Source organism: uncultured Nisaea sp., assembly GCF_963974195.1.
Lineage (GTDB): Bacteria > Pseudomonadota > Alphaproteobacteria > Thalassobaculales > Thalassobaculaceae > Nisaea.
This window is the reverse complement of the sequence record NZ_CAXBDC010000033.1, coordinates 17505-42144: the sequence shown is the minus strand read 5'-3', so window position 1 is coordinate 42144 and position 24640 is coordinate 17505. Positions and strand designations below refer to the sequence as shown.

The following is a 24640-nucleotide window of genomic DNA, read 5'->3' as shown; positions in this document are numbered from 1 at the left end:
GACTGAACGCCATCGGGGGCTGCACTGCCTTCGAGCTGAGCGAGGAACCAGAGTCGCTGCTGCGCGAAGGAGAGGGGGAGTGTGCCGCGGTTCTCGCGCGGGACGATTGGTGGAGGCGGCGTGCCGCGGCGTTCGGCCTCGATGGCGGCGGCCTGTGCGGCGAGGGTCGGATGCTCGAACAGCAGGCGGAGGGCGATGTTGGTGCCGAAGGCGGTGCGGATGCGGGAGAGCAGCTGTGTTGCCAGCAGGGAATGCCCGCCGAGATCGAAGAAACTGTCGGCCCGGCCGATGGCGTCGCGCTTCAGCACGGAGGCCCACAGCCCTGCGAGCAGTTCCTCACCCGGTGTGGCGGGGGCGCCGGAGGCGGCCTGCTCCGAACCAGACGGCTCCGGCAGGGCGCGCCGGTCCAGCTTGCCCGTCACCGTCAGCGGCAATGCCTCCAGAACAATGATCTCCGATGGAACCATGTAGCCCGGGAGCCGTTCCCGGCACCAGAGATGGGTGTTTTCGATAGTGGCTTCGCCCACGATGTAGGCCACCAGCCGGGCTTGCGAGGGCGTATCTTCCGGTGCCCAGAGCACTGCCGCCGCCTGCCGGATATCCGGATGATCCCGTAACGTTGCCTCGATTTCGCCGAGCTCGATGCGGAAGCCGCGCAGTTTAATCTGGCCATCGCGCCGACCGACCACTTCAAGGCTGCCGTCAGGCAGGCGGCGGGCCATGTCGCCGCTGCGGTAGCGGATGGCGCCGGGCCGGGTCGGGTCCGGCTCGAAGGCACTGGAATCCTGTTGCCAATAGCCGAGCGCGACATGCGGGCTGCAGATCGCGATCTCGCCGAACAGGTCCGTTCGGGTGCCGGTATCGTCGAGCAATTCGATCCCCGTGCCGTCGACGGCATGGCCGACGGGGACCGAGAACCGGCGCAAGTCCGTATTGTGGGTGGCGAAGTATTGCAGGGTCACGGTCGACTCTGTCGGGCCAAGGCCGTTGACGAACAGGGCTCCGGGCTCGAAGCCGCCTCGGAAGATCTCGAAATCGGCCCGGGTGACGGCCTCGCCGCCCATGACGACAAGCCGGATCGTGGGCAGGCGGCGGTCAAGCCCGTCGGTGAAGGCGCGGAAGACGCTCGGTGTCGAGTGCCAGACCGTCACAGCTTCGCTTTCGAGCCAGGGCGCGCTATCCGCGACCGACCGGGTGCGTGCGTCGAAGAGGCAGAGCGTGGCGCCGTTCAGCAGGGCGCCATAGAAATCCATCACCGAGGCGTCAAAGGCGTAGGAGGCGAGCTGCAGCAGCCGGTCTTCTGGTGTCAGTCGCAGATTCTCCGTGTAGCGCCGGATGAAGTGCAGCACGTTGCGATGGCTCTGCACCACGCCCTTGGGCCGTCCGGTGGAGCCGGAGGTGTAGAGCAGGTAGGCCACGCTGTCGGGAGATATCTCCGGAAGTGTCCCGGCGGGAGGCAGGTCGAGATGGTCGAGATGCAGGATCGCGCGGTCCGGTCCTGCAAGCATGCCCGCGAGATCTTCATGAGGCTCCGCGCACACAATCATGTCGGCGCCAACATCGTCGAGGATGGTGCGTAGCCGTTGCGGCGGTTGCGACGGGTCGAGCGGGACATAGGCGCATCCGGCCTGCAGTACGCCGAGCATGCCGATTGCCATCCTTGTGTCGTGCGGCAGCAACAGGGCAATGCGGGCGCTGCCGGAATGCTCAAGCAGCGCTGCGGCGAGGCGGCGGCTTTCCCGATCGAGCGCGCCATAAGTCAGCGACTGGCTCGGCGTCCGGATGGCGATGCGGTCGCGGTACCGGGCCACCTGGTCGGCGAAACGGCTCTGGATCGAGCGTTCAATGGAGCCGAAACGGACCGGCTCGCCTGCCGGGCAGGGCATGTCGGGGCGCCGCGCCGGATCTTCATTATAGAGGCTCAGGTCCGTCAGCAGGGCATCCGGCTGGGCGACGATCCCGCGCAGCAGGGTGAGGAAGCAGTCGCGGAGGAAGATGGCGGTCTCATGCTCGAACAAAGCGGCGTTATATTGCAGCGCGCCGTCGAGGGCGCCGTCCGGCAATTCGGTGAAGGTCAGGTTCAGATCGAACTTCACGAGGAAGTCCCGTGCCGGGCTGACCTGTTCCACCTCGAGCCCGTCCAGCGCGATCTGCTCGCGCCGTGTGTTCACCAGATTGATCATCACCTGGAACAGCGGGTTGTGGCTGAGCGAACGGGCCGGATGCAGATCCTCGACCAGATATTCGAAAGGCACGTCTTGGTGGGCGTAGGCGGAAAGCGTCCCCTGCCGGATACTGGCGAGGAAGTCCCGGAAGCTCCCGCTTTCGGGAACTTTGGCGCGCATCACGAGGGTGTTGAGGAACAGGCCGACAATGTCTTCCAGCCGACTGTCGCTCCGGTTCGCCACCGGGACGCCGACACAAATGTCGCGCATGCCACAGAAGCGGAACAGCAGGAGGTCATAGGCCGCCAGCAGAACCATGAAGAGGGTGGCGTCGCTTTCGCGCGCCAGAGTGCGCAGAGCGTGTGCGAGATCCGCATCGACCCGGACGGGGGCCGAGCCGCCTTCATGCACCTGGACAGCCGGACGAGGGTGGTCGGTCGGCAGATCCAGAAGTTCCGGCGCTCCGGCAAGGCGGTCACGCCAGAAGGCGAGTTCCTGTTCCAGCGCATCGCCCTTGAGCCAGGCATTCTGCCACCTGGCATAGCCGGTATAGTTCAGTGCGGGGCCTGGAAACGCTGCATCCGAGCCTGTCCGGAAGGCCGCATAGAGGCGGGCGAGATCGGCTATGAGCAGGTCGATGGACCAGCCGTCGCAGATGATGTGATGCATGTTGAACAGCAACCGGTGCCGGTCCGGCCCGAGTGTGATCAGGTGCAACCGGAAGAGCGGCCCCTGTGCCAGATCGAACGGCGTATGCGCGTGCTCCTCGCTCAGCCGTTCGGCCTCGGCTTGCGCGTCCGCTTCGGGCAAATCGCCGAGGTCGCGTTCCGTGAGCGGGTCGTAGGCCTCCAGCAAGCGGGCGACCGGCTTTCCGTCATCGAAGGCAAAGCAGAGCCGGAGGCTGTCATGGCGGGTGACGAGCGCGGCAAGGGCCTTGCGTAACGCGGGCTTGTCCAGCGCGCCCTTGAGGTCCAGTGCGGCGGGAACATTGTAGGACGCGCTGGCGCCTTCGAGCTGATCGAGGAACATCAGGCGCTGTTGCGCGAAGGATGGCTCTGGCGTGGTCCCCGGCGGGAGCGCGGAGATATCCGGCCGTGTGCGATTGCGCCCGGCATCGATGCTGGATGCGAGCCCGGCAAGTGTCGGTTTTTCGAACAGCGCGCGCAGGGACAACCCGGTCCCGAACACGTCCGCGATGCGGGCCATGAGCTGGACGGCGAGCAGGGAATGACCGCCGATGGAAAAGAAGCTCGCGTCCCGGTCGATCGCGTCAAGGCCGAGCAACCCGGCCCAGATCTCCGCGAGAATTGTCTCCGTCTGGCCGCGCGGAGGCTGGGCCGGGCGCGGGGTGAAAGCCAGGTTCGACAGGGCGAGGCGGTCGAGTTTGCCGTTTGGCGTGACCGGGAGGCCGTCGAGCCGGATCAGCCGGTCCGGCACCATATAGGCAGGCAGGGACCGTTCCAGCGCCGGGCGCAGTTCCTCGGGATCGGATTGCTGCCCGCCGGTGACATAGCCAACCAGATGCTCGTGCGATCCGGCCTTTGAGACAACGACGGCGGCGTCCTCGACGGCAGGCTGTGCACGCAGGGCGGCTTCGATCTCTTCGAGTTCGATCCGGAAGCCGCGCAGTTTGATCTGCTGATCGCGGCGGCCGATATAGTCGAGCGTGCCGTCATCCTGCCACTGCACAACATCGCCGGTTGCATAGTAGCGCCCGGTATGGCCGTCCTCTGTCAGCTCGATAAATCTGGCGGCGGTGAGATCCGGTCGCCCGAGATAACCGGCGCCGACACCGATGCCGCCGATGAAAAGCTCCCCCGGCATGCCGACGGGCACAGGGGCGTGGTTCGGGTCGAGTACCAGCACCCGGACATTATCGATCGGGCGGCCAAGCGGGACTCCGGCCGCGTCCGAAGCGGGATCGAAGGGACCCGCAACCGCAACGTCGGTGCATTCGGTCGGCCCGTAGCTGTTCAGCACTGTTGCCTGGCAGTTTGCCGAGGCCAGCCACGGCCGCAGACGCCCGGCCTGAATAGGCTCGCCGCCGAGAACCACATGACGCAGCGAGGCGAGCGGCGCGTGATCGTCACCGGCCGCGAGCGGGTAGAAGGCGCTCGGCGTGCAGTTGATCCAGGTGATCGCGCCCTCGGCAATTTCGCGGCGTAAGGCGGCCGGATCGTATCCGTGGCCGGTCTCCGGGAAATGAAGCGCGGCACCGGCCATCAGGGGGGCGAACAGGTTTTTCTGCGTCAGGTCGAAACCGAGCGCGCTGATCAGCAAGCCCCGGTCGTCTTCGCCAAGATCCAGCGCCCGGCAATACCATTGCAGCAGATTGACGAAGCCCTTGTGATAGACGCCAGCCCCTTTCGGCTCTCCGGTGGAGCCGGATGTGTAAATGACATAGAGCAGGTCGTCGGGCGCGGGCCGGGTGGCCGGGTTCTCGACGCTCTCTTCGGCAAGCGTCGCGGCCAACTGGTCCAGCCGGCAGATCCTTGCCGTTTCGGGAAGCCGGTCCGCCAGGTCGCCCTTGCTGAGGACGAGAGAGGCACCCGAGCGGGTAATCATCGCGTCGAGGCGCCCCGGGGGATATGCCGGGTCGAGCGGTAGATAGGCGGCGCCGGCCTTCACGATACCGAGCAGACTGACCACGGCTTCCGGTCCGGGCTCAAGACACATGCCGACGATGTCCCCGCGCGAAATTCCGTGCCGCTGAAGATAATGGGCGAGCTGGTTGGCGCTGCGATTGACCATGTCGAAATCGAGGCTCTCGCGCCGGTCGACGAGTGCCGGGGCGTCCGGTCGCTGTGCGGCCTGGGCCTCGATGGCATCAATCAGTGTGTCCCAGGAAAGATCCGTGCTTGCACCGTCCCGCCAGTGCGTGAGCGCGGAGCGCTCCGGTCCGGTGATCAGTCCGAGATCACCAAGGGCCAGGTGCGGCCTGGAGATGGCGGCGCCGAGCAGTTGCTCGAAATGACCGGCCATCCGCGCGATGCGGGCTTCGTCAAAAATGTCCGCGTTATATTCCCAGCGGGTGACGAAGCCGTCTCCGTCCGGCTCGACGTAAAGCGTAAGGTCGAATTTCGATACGGCGACCGGGGGCGCAAGCGGGCGGGCCTCGGTACCGTCGAAGACCAGCCGCTCCATCGGCGCGTTCTGCATCACGAACATCACCTGGAACAACGGGCTGTGCACCAGACTGCGCTCGGGATGCAGGTGATCGACCAGCAGCTCGAAAGGCAGGTCCTGATTGGCGTAGGCCCTGAGACAGCGGCGCCGGGTCTCCGCGACCAGGGCCGAGAAATCCGGCAGGTCCTCGTCGCGCCATCGCAGCGTCAGGATGTTGACGAACATCCCCGCCAGATCCTCGCATTCCCGAAGCCGCCGGTTCGCGACCGGAGAGCCGATCAGAAGGTCATGTTGGTCGCTGTACCGGGACAGAAGCAGGCCGAAGGCGGAGATCAGGGTCATGAAGTCGGTCGCGCTCTCCGCCCGGTTGAAGGCGCGCAGTTTTGCGGCGAGAGCAGGATCGAGGGCGCGGGTCACGAGGCCACCGCGATAGCTGCGGGTTTTGGGATGCGGGCGGTCCGCGGGCAGTTCCAGCAGGGTCGGCGCGCCGTCCAGCTCCGCGATCCAGTGGTCGAGCTCGTGACTGAGCGTTTCGCCCTGGAACCAGTCATTCTGCCAGCGGGCAAAGTCGCCGCTGGTGATGGTCAGATCGGGAAGGCTGGCGGCCATTCCCTGATCGCCATGCGTCTCGGCCCGGTAGAGGGCGGCAAAGTCGCGGACGAGAATATCGATGGTCCAGCCATCGCTGATGATGTGATGGATGTTGAACAGCAGCCAGTGCGTCCGGTCGTCGAAGCGCAACAGGTGCAGACGGAATAGGGGACCTTCCGAAAGGTCGAAAGGCTGTGCGCCGTGGCTCCTGCTCAGGCGCTCGGCTTCCGGCATGCGCGCGTCGGCGGGAAGCGTGCTCAGGTCCGTGACCTTCAGGGGATCGTAAGGCGCGACAAGCTCCGCGACAGGCTCGCCTGCACGGGACGGGAAACAGCTTCGCAGGCTTGTTTGCCGCTCGATGAGAGCCCGTGCCGCCCGGCCGAGAGCCTTCTCATCGAGGACCCCGCGCAGCTCCAGCGTGGCCGGCATGTTGTAGGTGGCGCTGGGGCCTTCGAGCTGCTCCAGGAACCACAACCGCCGCTGGGCAAAGGACAGGGGGGATGTCTGTGCGTCGGGAGCGCTTGTTATCGGTGGCAACCGGTCGCCGCCGCGAAGCTGGTCGATCCGTTCCGCCAGCCCGGCAATGGTTGGCGCTTCGAACAGGGCACTGAGCGGCAGATCGACATCGAAACTGTCGCGCAGGCGGGTGACAAGGCGCATGGCGATCAGGGAATGCCCGCCCAATTCGAAGAAGTCGTCGGTGACGCCGATCCGGTCATGGCCAAGCAGCTCCGACCAGATCCCGGTCAACAGCTCCTCGTCCTGATTACGCGGGGCGACGGATTCTTCGCTCAAAGTGACGGACGGCTCGGCGAGCGCGCGGCGGTCGAGCTTGCCGCTGGATGTCTTGGGCAGCTGAGCCAGCAGGGTCAGGCTGGACGGAACCATGGGCGCGGGCAGGGCCGCACGCAGATGCGCCATCAGGTCGGACTGCAGGGATTTCGGGTCCGCCTGCTCGCCGGTGGTGGCGACATAGGCGGCAAGGCGCCGGGCCGAGGCATGTCCGTACACGATGATGGCGGCCTCGGTGACGGCGGGATGGCCGCTCAGGACCGCTTCGATCTCACCAAGCTCGACCCGCACGCCCCTGATTTTGACCTGGTCGTCGCGGCGGCCGATATAGTCGATCAGTCCATCCGGGCGCCAGCGCGCGAAATCGCCGGTCCGGTAGATCCGCCCGTATTCCGGATGCTCACTGAAACGCTCGTGTGTCAGATCGGGCTGGGCCATGTAGCCATGCGCGATGCACGGACCGGCGATGCAGAGCTCCCCCGGAACGCCCGGCGGGACCGGTTGCCCGGTTTCGTCCAGCAGATGGATTTTGACATTGCCGATCGGCCGTCCGATCGGCGGCAGGTCATCCCAGTTCGTCACATCCTCGGGCAGGCGATACGCGGTCGCCACGTGGCTTTCTGTTGGCCCGTAATGGTTATGCAGGCGGCAGGCGCTGCGGCCAAAGGCGGCACGAATGGCCGGGGTGCCGCGTAATTGTTCACCGGCGGTGACGATGTCGCGCAGGCAGTCCGGAAAGGCCTTGTTGCCTGTGCTCTCCGCGAGATGCTGCAAGGCGACGAAGGGCATGAAGACACGCTCTACGTTCCGGCTTTCGATCCAGTCGAGCAGGGCACGGCCGTCGCGGCGGCAATCCTCGTCCACCAGCACCAGCGTTCCGCCGGAGCACCAGGTCGAGGCGATTTCCTGGAAGGAGACATCGAAGGTAAGAGCGGTGTATTGCAGCGTCCGCGCCGGCTGGTCGAGGCCGGGCTGGCGCGCTTGCCATGCCACCAGATTGACGATGGCCCGGTGCGGCATCTCCACACCCTTCGGACGGCCGGTCGAGCCGGAGGTGAAGAGCACATAGATCCGGTCTTCGGGAGCAGCCGGGCATTCGGGCGGGGTGGCGTCGCCTTTGGTCAGGAGCGGATCGTCCGGGGAAAGAGCGATGATCGCCGGGCCATCGCCGGGCATTCTTTCCGCGCTGGCCGGGTCGGTCAGGACAAGTGCCGCCCCGCTCTCGCGCAGGATGAAGCCGATACGCTCTGGCGGGTCCTGCGGGTCGACCGGGAGGCAGGCGGCGCCGGAACGCAGCACGCCGAGAACCGCGATCAGTTGCTCCGCCGAGCGCGGCAAGGCAATCGCGACGATATCGTTGGTTCCGATGCCGCGTTCCTGAAGATGTCGCGCCAGACGGCAGGCCCGGGCATCCAGCCCGGCATAGCTTATCTGCGCCGCGCCGGTATCGAGGGCGATTGCGTCCGGCCGTTCCGCGACCTGCGCGGCGATCAGGTCGACGAGGTTGCGGGCAGGCGGCACCGGAGCATCGGTCTCGTTCCAGCCCCGGATCCGGGCGGCTTCCGCCTCCGAAAGCAGCGGGATGGTGTCGAGCGGCTGATCCGTGTTGTCGAGCAAGGCGGAAAGCAGATGCTCGAAATGGCCACTCATGCGGTCGACCGTGTCGCGCTCGAAGAGGGCACACGCATATTCCCAGGTCAGGCGGTAGCCGTCCGTCCGGTCGAGCGCGGTCAGGGTGAGATCGAACACCGCACCGCGCTGACCGCCGGCAAGCATGTCGCTGAAGAGGCCCTGTTCGACCAGAGGCGTGCCAGCTTCGCGCTCATGGACGAAGGCCACCTGGAAAAGCGGGGAGCGGCTGGGATCACGCTGCGGCTGCAACCGTTCGACCAGCAGCGGGAACGGGTAATCCTGATGCTCCAGCGCGCCCAGAACGGTCTCGCGCACATGCGCGAGGAAGTCAGTCCCCTCTCTGTTTTTCGGGAAATCGAGACGCAGGATCGCCGGGTTCACGAAATAGCCGACAAGATCCTTCAACTCCGGCCGGGTGCGGCCAAGCATCGGCGAGCCGATCAGGATCTCGCGCTGACCGCTATAGCGGTTGAGCAGTAGGCCGAAGGTCCCGAGCAGAAGCACGTAAGGCGTGACCCCGAGGCGTTGCGCGGTTTCTTTCAGCCTGGCACTGAGGGCCGGGTCGAGGTCCCGGGTGATGGTCGCGCCGGTGAAATCCTGCCGTGGCGGGCGCTGCCTGTCCGTCGGCAGGTCGAGCACGGGAAGCTCGCCACCGAGCCGGTCCAGCCAATAGCTCCCGGACCGTTTGCCAGCCGGTGTTGCGAGGGTTTCGCGCGACCATTCGGCATAGGCTCGGTTGGTCCAGGGCAGGGCGGGGAGCGCGGCGGCGCGGCCTTCGCGTTCGGCGCGGTACAGGCTGGAAAGGTCGCTCATGATGATTTCGAGCGAGCGGAAATCCACCACGATGTGATGAGCCACGAAGGCGAGCACCGGGGTCGGGAGTGTGCCGTTCGACACACCGGAGAAGAGATGCCAGCGAACGGGCGGGGCGGCCTCCAGATCGAACGGCTGATCGGCGAATTCCGCGATGGCGCTCTCGACCTCGGCGGTGCTCCAGCCACTGACATCGGTCACCGGGAGATCCAAGGGGGCGGGCGCCGAGGGGATGCTGAAGGGTTTGCCGTTGTGGCTGCCGAAACGGCTGCGCAGGCCTTGATGCCGCTCTGTCAGTTTGTCGAGTGCGGCTTGCAGCGCACGCATGTCCAGATCGCGTCCCAGCCGGGCGGCGAAGAGTGTGTTGTAGGCGATGCTTGTCCGGTCGAGCTCGTAGAGGAACCAGAGTGCTTCCTGCCCCAGTGACAGGGGCTCCGCCGTGTGGTCCGGCATTTCAGGCGCCCGGTTCAGATACGCGATCAGGTCCGATTTGCGGTCCCTGATCTGGGTGAGGACATCTTCGTCGATTGCCCCGCTCGGCCCGTGATACCGGATTTGCCCTTCCGTCACGGAAAGCTCGACCTGGCGCTCTGCCAAAGTTCTTACGAATTCTGCAATCGTCATATCTGACCTGCGATCCATGCGGTTTGGGGGTGCGGAGAGGTGGTTCCGGCCGGGAGATCGCCTTCAAGGCGTTCGGCCAGATCATTCAGGCTGTGGTTGCCGAGCAGATCCGCGAGGGCAATTGTCACGCCCAGTTCGCGCTCGATGAGCCCGCGTATTTCCATCGCGAGCAGGGAATCGAGCCCGAGAAGTGGCAGCGGTGTATCCGGTGCCAGTTGCCCCGGGGGAAGGCGAAGCACGTCGCATATGCGCGCCGCCAGCCAGTCGCGCGGGGACAGATCGGGCCGGGCGTGCGATTGAGCTGTGTCGCTACGGGGCGGCTGTTTGGTGTGCGTGGTGCCGAGCCCGGCGAGGACCGCGTCGAACAGCCCCGTCGGCCGCTGGCTGCGGTAGAGTTCCGCGAAACGGGGCCAGTCTGCGGCGACGAAGACAGTCTGTGCCTGTGCCGGGTTCAGGAACTCGGCCAGTCGATCCGTGAGGCGATCCATCGGGAAAGGCTCAAGCCCCATCCGGCGCAATTCCCGGCCGGTCCCGGCGCTCACCATGGCACTGTCCGAAAGAGGGCCAAGATCGAGGCTTGTGCCCGGCAGGCCGCGTGCCCGCCGGAAAGTGGCCAGCCCGTCGAGGAAAGCGTTTGCCGCCGCATAAGAGGCCTGACGCTGGCCACCCCAAAGCCCGGCGATTGATCCGCAGCCGAGGAAGAAATCCAGTTTCTCGCCCGCCGTCGCGACGTGAAGCGCCCAGGCGCCACCGGCCTTTCCGGCCAGCACGGCCGCGCATCCGGACCAGTCCAGGCTATTGAGGTCCCGTTGCTCGCCGATACCGGCGGCGTGGATGACACCCGCAAGAGCTGGCCCGGTGCGGTTCCACTCAGAAATCTGCGCGGCTAGTGTTTCCTGATCGCTGATGTCGAGAGCGGCGGCCTCAACAATGGTGCCGTAATCCGTCAGCGCCGCCATGTGACGGCGTGCTTCCGCCGTCTTCGCGCCGTTCCGTCCAACCAGCAGGAGCCTGCCTGCGCCCTGGCGTGCCAGCCAGAGGCCGAGGGCGCGGCCCAGGCTGCCGAAGGCGCCGGTGATGAGATAGCTGGCGTCCCGGCGGATGGAGACCGGTTTCTGCGGTGCAGGATCTGCGTGATGCAGACGCGGGACGAGGAACACTCCATCCCGCAGGGCCGTTTCCGAATGCTCTCCCGCAGAGGAAAAGGCGGCGGCGATCAGCGCCGTGTCTCGGGTGAGGTCGAGCCTGTGCGGCAGATCCAGCAGGCCGCCCCAGATGTGCGGGGCTTCCAGTGCGACGCTGCGGCCGAACCCCCGGACCGGTGATTGTGCCAGACCCTCGAGACGGTCGTCCTGTGTCGCCGCGACCGCATCCTGTGTCACGATCCATAGCCGGGGCGGGGTCGGCAGTCCCAGGAGAGCCCGCGTCAGAGCAACCAGACCAGCAAGTCCGCCGTCCTGCGCGCCCGTCAGGCTTCCGGCGGTCAGCTCTTCCGTCTTCGGATCATCGAGGCTCCAGAGATGGACGACGCCCGTCAGCGGTCCCAACTCGTCAAGCAGTGAACGGGCGGCTGCCTCGTCCCCGGGGACGAGGTTGCGGCGGTGTCCGTTGAGAGGCGCCTTGAAGATCATCGTGCAATGGGCGCCCCGTGCCTGAAGCTCGGCGGCAACGGCTTCTCCGGTGCCGTTCTCATCGGCAAGGATCAGCCAGTTTCCGGTGATCGGTTCGGGCTTTTCCGTGCTGTGGGGCGCGCTTTGGGGCAGAGGCTCCCAGCGCACCCGATAGGGGGCGGGTATGGCGCTGGTGCGCTCATGTTCGGACTGGACCCAATAGCGTTGCCGGTCGAAGGGATGCCCCGGCAGATCGGTACGCCGTACAGGCAGACCGGCATAGAGAGCGTTCCAGTCCGGGGTCTCGCCATCCGCATAAAGCTCGGCCAGAGCGCGCCATGCCTCCGGGTTGGCATGCTCTGCATCCATCCTTCCCGTCGCCGTGCGCCGGGAGGAGATGGCGCCGCCGCTTTCGATGGCCCCGTCGCTTGTCTGGCCTTCAAGCCAGGCTTCCAGCGCCGAGATCAGAGAGGGTGCGTCGGCGCCGAGCAGTGCCAGCCGGTGGGGGAAATGGTCGCGTCCGCAGGATGCCGTGAAGCAAAGATCGGCCAGCGGCTTCGGGGTTTCCTTCAGGGCAGTCAGAACCCGCGCGGCGAGCGTGCGGAGCGCGGGCCGGCTCTTGGCGGAGAGCGGCAGGAGGTATTGTTTGAAGTGCGGTAGTTGGCGGGGTGCCTGTTCCGGTGCCTGCTCCACGATCACATGCGCATTGGTGCCGCCGAACCCGAAAGAGCTGACGCCTGCCCGCCGCGTCTGGCCAGAATTGGGCCAGGGCTCTATGCCGTGCGGAAGGTGAAGCCCAGTACGCGCCCAGTCGATCTCCGGGGTGGGGGTGGCGCTGTGCAGACTGGCCGGGATTTTCACGTGAGACAGGGACAGAACGGCCTTCTGCACGCCCGCTACACCGGCGGCGGATTCCAGATGGCCAATATTGGATTTGACCGAGCCGATGGTCAGGGGGCGGTCCCGCCCTTTCGTGCCGAAGACGGCATCCAGCGCCCCTGCTTCTATCGGGTCGCCCAGCGCGGTGCCGGTGCCGTGGGCCTCGACATAGCCGATCTCATCCGGCTCCAGTTCCGCGCGCTGGAGTGCCCGGCGGATTACCCGTTCCTGTGCAGGGCCGTTCGGGACCGTCAGCCCGCTGGACCGGCCGTCCTGGTTCACGGCGGATCCCCGGATCACGGCCATGATCCGGTCACCGTCCCGCTCTGCATCTGAGAGCCGTTTCAGCAGCAGCAGGCCGCAGCCTTCGGAGCGCACGAACCCGTCCGCCTCTGCCGAGAAGGCCTTGCAGCGCCCGTCAGGGGCCAGCATGCGCGCCCGCGAATGGTTGATACTGACGGTCGGGTCGAGCAGCAGGTTGACGCCGCCGCTGATCGCCAGCCCGGACTCCCCGCTTCTGAGGCTTTCACAGGCCTGATGGATCGCGACCAGGGAGGAGGAGCAGGCGGTATCGATGGCGAGGCTCGGCCCTTCCAGACCGAGGAAGAAGGACAGCCGGTTTGCCGCCACGCTGAGCGCGTTGCCGGTGCCGAGATAGGCGTCGATCCCGTCGGGCGTGCGGTTCAGACGGTGCAGATAATCGTTGGTGCTGATGCCGATAAAGACGCCGGTCTGACTGCCTTCCAGACTGCTTGGCGGTATGCCTGCACGTTCCAGGGTCTCCCAGCACACCTCCAGCAGGAGCCGCTGTTGCGGGTCGAGATGGTTGGCCTCGCGGGGGGAGATGCCGAAGAAGCCCGGATCGAACAGATCGATATCGTCCAGAAATCCGCCATGGCGGGTCTGGATGGTCCCGGGCATGCCGGGGTCCGCATTGTAATACCGGTCGGCGTCCCAGCGGTTTGCCGGAATTTCCGAGATCGCGTCGACGCCATCTTCCAGCAGGCTCCAGAAAGCTTCAGGATCGGAGACTCCGCCGGGTATGCGGCAGCCAAGAGAAATAATCGCGATCCCGTCATTTTTTCCTGCGCTGGAGATCCTGTTTTCAGGGACAGGAACAGCAGGGAGCGCCTGCGTTTCGTCGTCAAAGTCGCCGCGCTCGAGCAGGTGCTGCGCAAGGCGCTTGGGCGTCGGGTAATCGAAAGCCAGGGTCGCGGGTAGCGGCCAGCCGAGGTCGGCCTGCAGCCGGTTGCGCAACTCGATCGCGTTCATCGAGTCGAACCCCTGGTCGAAGAATCCGCGTTCGGGGTCAGGGGCGTCGTCTCTGCTGCCGGTAATCGCGGTGACCTGCTCGAGAATGTCGGCGGTGAGTTGCTTCAGCCGCGCGTCGGGCGCCAGCGCACGCAAGCGGGCGATCATGGCGGACTGTGTTCCGGCTTCCGCGCGCGGCAGGGTGGCAGGGGAAGATCCGTCGATCAAGGGATGGACCAGCGGGGCATCTGACCGGCGCGGCAGGATCGCCATGTGCGGTATGTCGAGTGCTGCCGCCCGGATCATCGCCTCAAGGCCCTGCCCGGGTTCAATCGGGGCCAGCCCGTGCCGTGCAAGCCTGCCTGCGAGGGCGGTCTCGCGGGACGCATCGGACCAGGCGCTCCAGCTCAGGCTTTGTGCCGGAAGTCCGCGCCGGTGACGATAGAGCGCGAGGGCATCCAGCATGCCGTTGGCCGCCCCATAGGCCGCCTGACCGGGATTGCCCAGCAGACCGCTCGCCGACGAGACCAGCATGAAATGTTTTACGGGATGCCTGGCCGTGAGGCGGTGGAGGGCCCAGCCGCCGAGGATCTTGGGCGCCATCACGGCGCAGACACGCTCGGCGGATTGCTGATGCAGAACCCCGTCGTTCAGTATGCCCGCGGCATGGAGAATACCGGTCAGGGGCGGCCAGTCTTGCGGCAGGCTGTCGAGTAACGCGGTAAGGGCAGGCTCGTCGGTAATATCGACGCTGCCGACCTTGACCTCTGCCCCCTTCGCGCGCCATTCCGCGATCCGCTCGGCGGCAGCGCCGGACGGCGCGCTGCGGGAGTTAAGCGCCAGATGGCGTGCCCCGCGCTCTATCAGCGCTCCGGCCATGAGCAGCCCAAGCCGCCCGAGGCCGCCGGTCACCAGCCATGTTCCATCCATCTCCGGTGCTGTGTCCGGTTTCGGGAGAGGCTGTGGCTCCAGCCCCGGCGTGAGCCGATTGGGGGCGCCGTTATCGAGGCGCCAGACGATCTCGTCCTTCGGCTCGGCGGCGCGGATCTCGGCAAACAGTTGGGCGGCGGCTTGCTTGGCGTTGCCCTCTAAATCGATGAGGGAAAGACGCCAGTCCGGATGTTCATGCCGCAAGCTCCGCCCCAGCCCCCAGATCATCGACTGGAGCAAGCCGCCGCCCGCTTCGGGGAGCGGCGCATCGGCCATCGCGAAAGCCTGCCGGCTGACCAGAGAGAGTTTGAGCGGGCGCGTGGCCTGCGTGGCCAGGATCTGCACGAGACCGGTCAGCCGGGTGCCAAGATCCGTGAGGGCTCCGGCGATTGCCTGCATATCGCCTTTCAACTGATCGGGCGCGGCGATATCCAGAGGCCAGAGACAGATGATGTTGAGGAGGCGCTTGCCCGCCGGAAGCGTGTCGGGGGCTGGTCCCGTGATGACGGTTACTGTGTCGCCCGTCGCTCTGAGAGTATCGGCCAGCCTTTTCGCCGTCCCGATCCGGTCCGCGAGCAGCAGCCAGTCGGCCGGGGGACGATGTTCGTCCGCTACCTGTGAGGCCGGCGTCCAGCTCGGCACGAAGCCCCATTCCTCGACCGGAACGGCTGTCACTTCCGCATCGGAAACGGATGGCGCAGGTTGCGGGGCACCTTGGGCAAGAGCCTTGCGCAGCGGTGCGGCGGCATCGCCGGTCTCGGGGCGTGGCGGCAGGGCGCAAGGCTGCTTCCGGAACGGATAGGCCGGAAGTTCCGGTGCGGCCCACTTGTCCGTGCCGTCATGGAAAGCCGCCCAGTCCGGCGTGATGCCGGCAGTGTAGAGCGCCGCCAGGCAGCCGGTGAGTGTCGCCCAATCTTCCGCGCCATCGCGCAGGCTGGGGAGCCAGAGGGCGTCGGCCACCGGAACGCATTGCGCGCCAAGGGCGGTCAGAAGCGGTTTCGGGCCGATCTCGACAAAGACGCGATGACTGGAGGATAGATTGGCCATGCCATCGGCGAACCGCACCGCGCCGCGCAGATGGCGGGTCCAGTAATCCGCGTCCGGCGCGGTCTCCATAAACCGTCCGTCGAGATTGCTGACGAGCGGGATCCGTGGGCTGGAGAAGTCAAAGCCGGACGCGATCTTGCGGAACGGCTCCAGAATGGGGTCGATCAGGGGCGAATGGAATGCATGGGAGACCGGCAGGAACCGGCTGCGGAAGTTCGCGCGCTCCAGGCCTTCCTGAACCCGGGTGAGGGTTTCGCGCCGTCCGGACAGCACAACATTGCGCGGCCCGTTCACGGCGGCGATGGAGATGTCGTCGGGACAGGATGCCGCGAAGCCGGAGACCTGTTTCTCGTCCGCCATCACCGCCAGCATGGCGCCGTCGAGGGGCAGGCTTTGAATGAGACGGGCGCGTTCAGCGATCAGCCGCAACCCCGTCTCCAGATCGAAAACATCGGCCACACAGGCAGCCACATATTCCCCGACACTGTGTCCGAGGAGGGCGGCAGGCTGGATCCCCCAACTCCGCCATAAATCGGCCAGCGCGTATTCGAGGGCAAAGAGGGCGGGCTGGGTGTAACGGGTTTGCGCCAGCAGCTCGGCATCCTTGCCGAACATGACCGAGAGCAGGGAATGGTCGAGCTGTTTCGCCAGCAGAGCATCGCAGCGGTCGAGTGTCGCGCGGAAGCCCGGATGAGCCTCATAGAGGCTCCGTCCCATGTCGAGATATTGGGAGCCCTGGCCCGTGAAGAGAAAGGCGACGGATGGCGCGTTGACCGGTATCCGCTGCCCCTGTTCTTCGCCGGCGGAAATGGCTTCGAGCTGGTCGGCAAAACCATCGATGGTCCCGGCAGTGAGTGTGAGGCGGTGGCCCAAATGGGACCGCCGTGTGGCCGCTGCGGCGCACAGATCCTCCGGCGTGATGTTCGGAGTGTGGCGGCACAGGGACGCGTAACGCTCCGCAAGATCCCGCAATGCAGCCGGGTCGCGGGCGGAAAGCGCCAGCAGGTGCGGCTGGCGGGCGGCGTGTTCTATCGGTTGAGAGGTGTGTGCACGCGCCGGGGCGTGCTCCAGAATCACATGGGCATTGGTTCCGCCGAAGCCGAAGGAACTGACCGCCGCGCGTGCGCTGTCCGGCAAGCGCTTCGGGACCTGCGGGATCTCGAAAGGAGACCCGTCGAGTTTGATCAGGGGATTGATCCGGTGCAGGTCCGGTTGCGGCGGCACTTCACCGTGTTGCAGGCACAGGACGGCTTTCACCAGACCCGCAATCCCGGCGGCGGCTTCAAGGTGGCCGATATTGGCCTTCGCGGAGCCAAGCAGGCAGGGGCGGCCGTCTGACCGCGCCCCGCCGAGAGCGCCTTGCAGGGCGCCGACCTCAATGGGGTCGCCGAGGCGCGTTCCGGTGCCGTGGGTCTCAACAAAGTCGATATGCGTGGCATCCAGTCCGGCGGATGTAAGCGCATCGCGAATGACGCTCTGCTGCGCCTGCGGGTTTGGAGCGGTGAGGCCGTTGCTGCGGCCATCCTGGTTGATCGCCGAGCCGCGGATCACGGCCAGCACGCGGTCGCCGTCACGTTCTGCGGCGGCGAGTGGCTTCAGCACGACCATGGCGCAACCCTCGCCGCGCACATAGCCGTCGGCATCGGCGGAGAAGGTTTGGCTCCGCCGGTTTGGCGACAGCATGCCCGCGCGTTCCAGGGCGAGGTGAAGATGCGGGCCGCCGATGATGTTCACGCCCCCGGCAAGTGCCAGCTCACACTCTCCACTGCGCAGACTCTGGCAGGCCTGATGCACGGCGACGAGCGAGGAGGAGCAGGCGGTGTCGATGGCCATGCTCGGCCCGCGCAGGTCGAGCTGATAGGACAGGCGATTGGCGGCGATGCTGAAGGCCAGGCCGGTGCCGCTATAGGCGTTCAGGAGGTTTTCCGCATCGCCCCGGCTGAATTGATCGAAGGCGAAATCGGCGGAGGATATTCCGACGAACACCCCCGCACGGCTGCCTTCCAATTGGTCTGCCGGCATTCCGGCATGTTCCAGTGCGTGCCATGTCACTTCCAGCAGGAGACGTTGTTGCGGGTCCATGCTGCGCGCTTCGCTCTCGGCAAGGCCGAAGAAAGCGGCGTCGAAACTGTCGATCCCTTCGAGGAAACCGGCCTCACTGCCGGGAAGACGGGCGTCGGGGCGCACAGCACAGCGCCCGTTGCTGAGGAGGTCCCAAAAATCATCCGCGTTCCCGGCGCCGGGCAGGCGGCAGGCAAGGCCGACGATTGCGATGGGTGATTGCTGATCGGGCTCCCGGCTGGCTGGTCGGGGCGCCGGAGAACCCTCGGTGCCGCTCAGCCTGGTGCCGCTCAGCCCGGAACCGCTCAGATGGTCGGACAATGCCGCGATCGACGGATATTGCCAAAGCAGGGTCGGGTCGATGGTGGGGCCGCCGAGATGATCTTCCAGGGCCGCGATCAGGCCGACTGCAGAGCGGGAGTCGAGGCCGAGTTCCGCGAACGGAGCCTGCAGATCGATCGCGTCCGATTGTAGCGACAGCATGCCGCCGAGTTGATGGCGCAGCCAGTTTCGAAGGCCGGGGCCGTCTGGGCGGCTGGTCTCTGTGACGGGAGAGGTTTCCCGGCGCCAGCGGGCGATGCAGTGCAGCTTGTCATCGAGATAGGCCTGCCTGCAGGCCCGGCGCTGCACCTTGCCGCTGGATGTCTTCAGAATCTGGCCGCGTTCGAGGATCAGGATCTCGGCAGTTGCCAGGCCATGGCTCCGGGCCACTGCCTGACGGATGCTCCGGAAGGCAGGCTCCCAGTCCGTCGTGCCCCGTCCGGCTTCGGCAAGGATGACGAGCTGTTCTTCGGAGCCGTTCTCCACCGAGAACGCGGCGCAATGTTCCCGCCGTATCTCCGGGCTGGCTTCCAGCACCGTCCATTCGATATCATGGGGGTAATGGTTTACTCCGGCAACGACGATGAGATCCTTCAGGCGGCCGGTAACATGCAGGGCGCCATCCTTCAGGAAACCGAGATCGCCTGTGCGCAGGAACATGCCGGCTTCCGGGCTATCGGCAAGGCTGGCTTTGAACGTGGCGTCTGTTTCTTCCGGCCGCCGCCAGTAACCGAGCCCGACGCTGGGGCTGGAAATCCAGATTTCGCCGACTTCATCGGGCGCGCGACTGTTCCCGGTTTCGGGGTCGACGATCCGCAAATCTGTTCCGGGCCGGGGCACGCCGCAGCTCACCACCGTCCGCGTCGCGCTATCGGGCTGGCTGCCGTCGGCGGGCAGCACGCGGTTGTGCTCCAGCGCTCCGGCATCGAGCCGCGAGATATGCGGGTTTTCATTGTGGGGGCGGGCGGTGACAAACAGCGTGGCTTCGGCCATGCCGTAAGCCGGATAGAAGGTTTCGGCCCTGAAGCCTTGCGGGGCGAATGTCTCGGTGAAGCGCCGCAGGGTATCGGCCCGGACAGGCTCGGCGCCGTTGCCTGCAACCTGCCAGCGGGACAGATTCAGCGCGGCGCGCTGTTCGTCCTTTATGCGCTCAAGGCAGAGTTCATAGGCGAAGTTCGGGGCATGGGTATGGGTGCCGCCGAACCGGTCGATCGCCTCCAGCCAGCGGACGGGCCTTTTAAGCAGGGTAAGCGGAGAGAGGACGTAACAATCCGCGCCGCTAAAGAGGGGCTGCAGCAGGCCTTCGACCAGACCGTAATCATGGAAATAGGGCATCCAAGTGATGCAGACGCTGTCTTCACCACACCCGAAGCCTTCCTGAAGATAGGCCAGGTTGGCGAGCACGTTTTCGTGGGACAGCATGACGCCGCGCGGACTGGTGGTGGAGCCTGATGTGTATTGCAGATAAGCCAGGCTTCCGGCCGTGATGTCGGGCAGTTTGAACGATGTCTCTTCGGCGGGCGTCAGCGTATCCGTGGCGATCCAGTGCACATCCGGCAGGGCCTCGCTCAGGCGGGCTTCAAGATCCTGCCGCAGACCGGCGGTGGTCAGAATGACTTCTGCTTCCGCATCCGCGACGATGCCTTGCAGGCGGGGCAGGGAATGCTTGAGCCGCACCCCGTCCGGCGGCGGGACCGGAACCGCGACGATGCCGGCATTCAGACACCCGAAGAATGCGGGAAGAACGTCGAGCCCGGGCGGATACAGCAGCAGTGCCCGCGCGCCCTCTGGCACCCGTTCCCGCAGCTGGTTGGCAACCGCGAAAGCGTGCTTCCGAAGCGTCGCGTAATCAGCCGTGTCCGCGACATCCCGGCCATCCTTCAGGAAGTGATATTTGCCTGTTGAAGATGCCGCCCGCTGGTCCAGCAGGGTTATGAGGGTGTCAGGTGTTGATGGCACAACACCGCTCCATGTCCAAGAGAGTCATTTTTACGTCCCTGTTAGAGACCGGAACCCCCGTCCATCGTTCTGCCTGTGCCGTATTGGCTGGCGGGGTGCTTGTGGTGTTCCGATATTCCTGTGATGCAATCAATGCGAGTATATGCATATAAGTTTGCTCATCACAAGAGGTGTGATTTGTGATTTTTTCAAAAATTTTCCGGGTTAAATTCTTTGCCTTATCAGTGTGAAGGCACGATTTCGGCTAAAATTTTTGAGCGCTTAATGGTTGTGTTTTCTGGTTGCGGCTTGGTGGGGAAAGATGCTCTATAGGGTGAATGAATAATATATTGCTCAATTTGAGGTGGTGTCTCGCTGATGTCAAGCTGGGTCTTCAAGAGTGAGTGGAGCCGGGGAGGCCGAAACTTGGTCCTGAGCTTGGGGCATGACGAAATTCTGGTCTGGTTTTTCAGGCCGGACATTGTTGAGGATCGCCATCTTGCGGCGTTCGGACAGGTTCTTGATGACGCGGAACGCGCGAGGGCTGGGCGTTTCCATTTTCCCGAGGACAGCAGGAGTTATTGCTGCGCGCATGCGCTCGGCAGATGTGTGCTGCAGGCGGCTACCGGAGTGCCGGCGCGGGATATCCGTTTCCGGGATAATGCGCACGGCAAGCCGGAGCTTGACGGTGAGCCAGGTGTCTCGGGGCTCCGGTTCAATCTTTCGCACACGCGGGGGCTGGTTTGTTGCGGGATTACCCGGAACCGTGATCTCGGCGTCGATGTCGAGTGCGTCTCGCGGGATGTTGATGTCGACGATTTGGCGCGCCGGGTCTTTGCGCCGGAGGAAGTGGCCTCTCTGCAGGGGCTCGCAGAGGAGGCACGCTGCGAGGCCTTCTATTCGATCTGGGTTTTGAAGGAAGCCTATACAAAAGCCGTCGGGCGGGGATTGTCGATTCCGCTGGATGGCTTCTCCATCCGTCTGGATCCGCCATGTATCGAGATCGGTGCGCTGTTGCGCGGCGATCCGGATGCCGGAAGCACGGATGAGTGGGATGTCCGTTTGATGCATCCGATGCCGGGATATGTACTTGCGGCGGCTGTTCGCGCGGCTCCAGGCGATGGGATGCTTTACCGGTTTTGCGAGATGACCCCGGATGCGCTGGCCAGCCTGTGCGGTGACCCGGACGGGGAGGAGGGCGGCCTGCCGATCCTTGACGGCGGCCAGGATATCTTGCCGAACATGCATGGAGGCTGAGCGAATGCGACTGGAAGCGATGTGCCGTTTGTCCGCTGTTTTCGGATTGGCTCTGCTCTTGCCGGCCGTCGATGCAGGCGCTGCATCGACGGCATGTTATCGCGCCGATATGCGGTACAGCATCGGGGCTACGGCATGCATCATGGGGACTGAAGCGAGATGCGTGTCTCGGGATGGCGTCTCCGGCTGGCAGGAGACGGGGGCCGGCTGCGGTTTCCGGATCGGGGTTTCCAGTGCCAAATACGGCTCTGCGGATTTCTGGTGCTCGGCAATGGGGCCGGTGGCGCACGCATGCAATGGACGCGGATCGTGCGTCGTCTCTCTGCCGGATATCGGAACGCAATGGTCAACCCTCGATGAGCGCAGGCTGATGCGCCGGAAGCTGGTCTGCGGCCCGCTCAACACGGTGCGCAAATATCTCTATATCGGCTGGTATTGCAGTGACGGGGATACGGCGCTTGGCCAGCCGGAAGTGGCGCTGCGCGATGGAGAGCGTGTGGTTCTCTCTTGTGACCGCTCGTCGGTGGGTGATCCCTGGCTGGAGTGAGGCGGGGCAGGCTTCAGGGAGGAGGCGGGCTTCAGCCGCGGCGCGTGTTGGTCACGGCAAGGAAAAGAAACATGAGGAACGGCGAGAACACGTAGGACAGGGCAAAGAAGCCCCAGAAGCCAAGGACGCGGTTGCGCCCGTACAGGCCGACCAGCGTGCAGGCGATAATGTAGATCAGAACCAGTGTCGCGAACGTAACGCGCGGTGACCAAATATATTCCACGCCTCATCTCTCTTTTGATCGGTTTCTGTTCAGGTGAATGCGTCGGGTGAACGTGGTGGATTTCAACTCGCCCGCGACCTATCGGCCGCGGGCGAGTTGGGGTGAGGCCCGTCAGGCCGCCTGTGTGGTCGCGGCGTTCGCGGCTTCCTTGGCGGCAAGGCTGCTCATGACTTTCTTGACCCTCGCCTTGACGTCCTCGGTGTTCATCGAGTTGACGTCGTTGTTCTGTTCGAAAATGTCGGCGAAGACGGTTCCGATGGCGTAGGTGACCATCCATGAATAGGCAGGCATCGTCGCCAGACCGAGCAACGGCCCGAAGAACGGTACGGAGCGGATCAGGCCAATGGTTCCGGCCTTCAGGGACGTGGGAACGAGGCTGCCCAGGACGGCGGAAATCACCGTCCGGCCGAGATTGCCGGAGAACTTCACCTTGTAGGTGTCCGCCAGCTTGCTCAGCATCATCAGCTGCACCGTGGCAAGCCCGGCAACGTCCACGGCGGCAACGGGGATGATGCCCACGCCGGCTCCGATCGCGCTGTAGGTGCTGATGATCTGGTTCGCCTTGAGCCTGTCCTGCTGACGCAGCTCGGTCTTCGCCTGCTCGTAATTGACGAGCTGGTCGGTGGCGGGTTTTTCGGTTGTGGGGGTGTCGGTGGGAGCGTTCATCGCGGAAGTTTCCTTTCTGTTGATCTGGTCAGTGTTCGGACTCTGCGCTTTGGCTTCATCCGTCTTCTCCGCGGTTATGTCGGTCGCGGCGCCTCCGGCCTGCTGGGTAGGTTGGCCGGGTTTACTTGTGCTGGCAGGCATTTCTTTTTTGAGTCCCTTCGCTGCTGTCTCCGGCGGATTTGAGGGGGCTCCGGGCTGGCCCGGTTTCTGCTCTTGCCCGGCTGACTCTTTCTTCAGCTTTTCCGCGACCTTGTTCGTGCGTTCGACTTTTCTCTTGAGGGCCTGTGTCTGCCGGCCGCTCTTTGCCTGGGGTGCTTTCTGGGCTTCGGTCTCGGCGTCGGCCGCCGTGCGGTGCGCTTCCGCTTCGTCGAGCGTTTTCTTTGTGTTTTGCGATTTGCGTTCCGCCATCCTGACGTCTCCCTTCAGCCCCGTGATTTCCCGTTTGAGTTCTTGAGGTTTTTTGTCTTTCTCAGTCACTTCGGGGCCTCGTTTTTGGTCAGGAAGTCGAAGCGCACGGGCGACTTCGGTGTTATCCGCAGAGGATCAGTTGCATACACTCTAAAGATGAATAATATTTTCTTACTCAAATAAAAGCATATTTTTTCAGGCTTGAATATATATTTATGCGTGTTCTGTGTTTCTGAATTTAACTATATGATAAAATTAATGAATTCCATGAGCCGGGCGATTTGAGTGACTGAGGCATGTAAATTCAAATCGAGTTCCTGCTCGATGGCGGGCTATTTTTGATTGATGTGCGGTTTTTGAGTTGATGGTGTTTTTGCCTGTTTCAGCGTGGTCGCGGGACGCATGTTCATGGTGAAAGGCTCGCCTTCTCTTGCCCCTTGAGACTCGCGCTGGGCGGGCTCCGAATCCGCTGTCGAGCTGTTCGGGTAGATGCCGTTACCCTCTTCGTCCGGCCGATTGGGTGTCGCTGCCGGGGGTATTGAGCGTGCCTCGAGAGCGGGAGCGGGATGCGCTCCCGGGCGTGCCTCCCCCTCAAACGGGTTGAGGATGATGGGCAACCCGTCCTTGCCTGAGCCGATGATGACGATCTTGCTGTTGTTCGAGTGCGCCAGCTGGAGAGTGGCATCAATGCCTTTCCAGCGAAGATAGGCGTCGGTTATGCCGTCGCTTACGATTCTCTGGAACTCCTGGATACCGCGCGCCTCAATGGCCTTGCGCTCGCTTTCCTTGCGCTCCCTGTCCAGACGGAAATTGTATTCCAGATTGACGTGAAATTGCTCTTCCTTGCGCTCTATCGCTGCCTGGACAAGGTGGGGGAGGGTGACGCTGCGGAACAGTACGTCCTGGAGGTTCACGATGGGCTCCGAGGCTTCCGGCAGTGGCGGAAGGTGCCGGGCTTTGCGTTCTTCGCTTTCGCTGGAGAGGACATCTCGTGTCACCTGCACCAGCTGTTCCCGCGCGACAGCAAGGATCGCCTTTTCCACGTCCTCGCGGTTCGTGGAATAGAGATGAACGGGGGAGTATTTTGCCGCTTCAGCCCGGGCGATGGCCCCAATTTTCGGGATCAGCACCGTGTTCAGATAGTCAGGGCCGAGATACTTGTGCAGGAGCCCGATCAGCCTGCGGGAGATCCGGAAGCGGAATGTGATGTTGGCGCCGATGGCCAGGCCGTTGGCGGATATGATGTCGTAATCCTCGCTCACCCGTTGCATCCGCGCATCATACGGAATGATTCTGTTCCATGGCAGTGCCAGCCGGTTGCCTTCGCGGTAGAACCGGTCCGTCACCGTCCCGTCGTCGAACCGTTTCCAGAGCACGCCAACATAACCGGCGGGAATGGTGATCATGATGTTCGGGGCAAAGTAGGTCAGGATGAACGCCGCGATCATGAAGGCCACGGTTACGCCCGGCAGATTACGCGTCATGAAGTTTCTCAGGGCTGCCATGGCCGCATTTCCCTCACCAGCCTCTCACTGTGTTGCCCGACTCAGAGCGTCTGGTACGCGCGCCTGTGCCCGTCTGTGTGCGCCGGACTGACTCCCCGCCGTCACCTGTCGTCAGGGATGTTTCTGAATATATGTATGCTCAAGATTCCATATGCAACTTTTAGGTCGTAAATTTGAAGATAATAAATTTATTGGAGTTTTCTGGATGCCGTAGCCCGCTCTGGAAACGGGGATGGCCATCATTATTCCGGCCA

General features: G+C 64.4%; 7 protein-coding genes. 2 read left to right on the top strand and 5 right to left on the bottom strand.

The genetic code is table 11. The features are described 5' to 3' along the window. Both AAC126_RS09410 and AAC126_RS09405 read right to left on the bottom strand, forming a co-directional pair. Positions 1 to 9743 (bottom strand): amino acid adenylation domain-containing protein (locus AAC126_RS09410; RefSeq protein ID WP_339852591.1); only part of this gene is annotated, 9743 nt, incomplete at its 3' end. Next, positions 9740 to 19801, bottom strand: coding sequence for an SDR family NAD(P)-dependent oxidoreductase (locus AAC126_RS09405; protein WP_339852590.1), 10062 nt, complete (start codon positions 19799 to 19801; stop codon positions 9740 to 9742). The genes AAC126_RS09405 and AAC126_RS09410, both read right to left, overlap by 4 nt. 405 nt (positions 19802 to 20206) lie before the next feature. Here AAC126_RS09405 and AAC126_RS09400 point away from each other — a divergent pair, with 405 nt between their 5' ends. Next, positions 20207 to 21037 carry a 4'-phosphopantetheinyl transferase superfamily protein gene (locus tag AAC126_RS09400; RefSeq protein WP_339852588.1) on the top strand — a complete coding sequence of 277 codons (831 nt, stop codon included), beginning with the start codon at positions 20207 to 20209 and terminating at the stop codon, positions 21035 to 21037. 163 nt (positions 21038 to 21200) lie between these two features. After that, on the top strand, positions 21201 to 21584 hold the full coding sequence (locus AAC126_RS09395) for a hypothetical protein (RefSeq protein WP_339852585.1): 384 nt from the start codon (positions 21201 to 21203) through the stop codon (positions 21582 to 21584). Positions 21585 to 21615: 31 nt separating this feature from the next. Here the strand turns inward: AAC126_RS09395 and AAC126_RS09390 are convergent, their stop codons facing one another. The 3 genes from AAC126_RS09390 to AAC126_RS09380 form a co-directional block, all read right to left on the bottom strand. Next, entirely contained in the window at positions 21616 to 21807 is a 192-nt protein-coding gene (locus AAC126_RS09390) for a hypothetical protein (protein ID WP_339852582.1), read from the bottom strand. A 111-nt stretch (positions 21808 to 21918) separates the two neighbouring features. Continuing rightward, positions 21919 to 22881 (bottom strand): DUF697 domain-containing protein, encoded by a 963-nt coding sequence (locus AAC126_RS09385; protein ID WP_339852579.1) that lies wholly within the window; start codon positions 22879 to 22881, stop codon positions 21919 to 21921. 332 nt (positions 22882 to 23213) lie between these two features. Further along, a complete protein-coding gene (locus AAC126_RS09380; RefSeq protein WP_339852577.1) occupies positions 23214 to 24386 on the bottom strand; it encodes a prohibitin family protein in 1173 nt (390 codons plus the stop codon). Positions 24387 to 24640 lie beyond the last annotated feature (254 nt).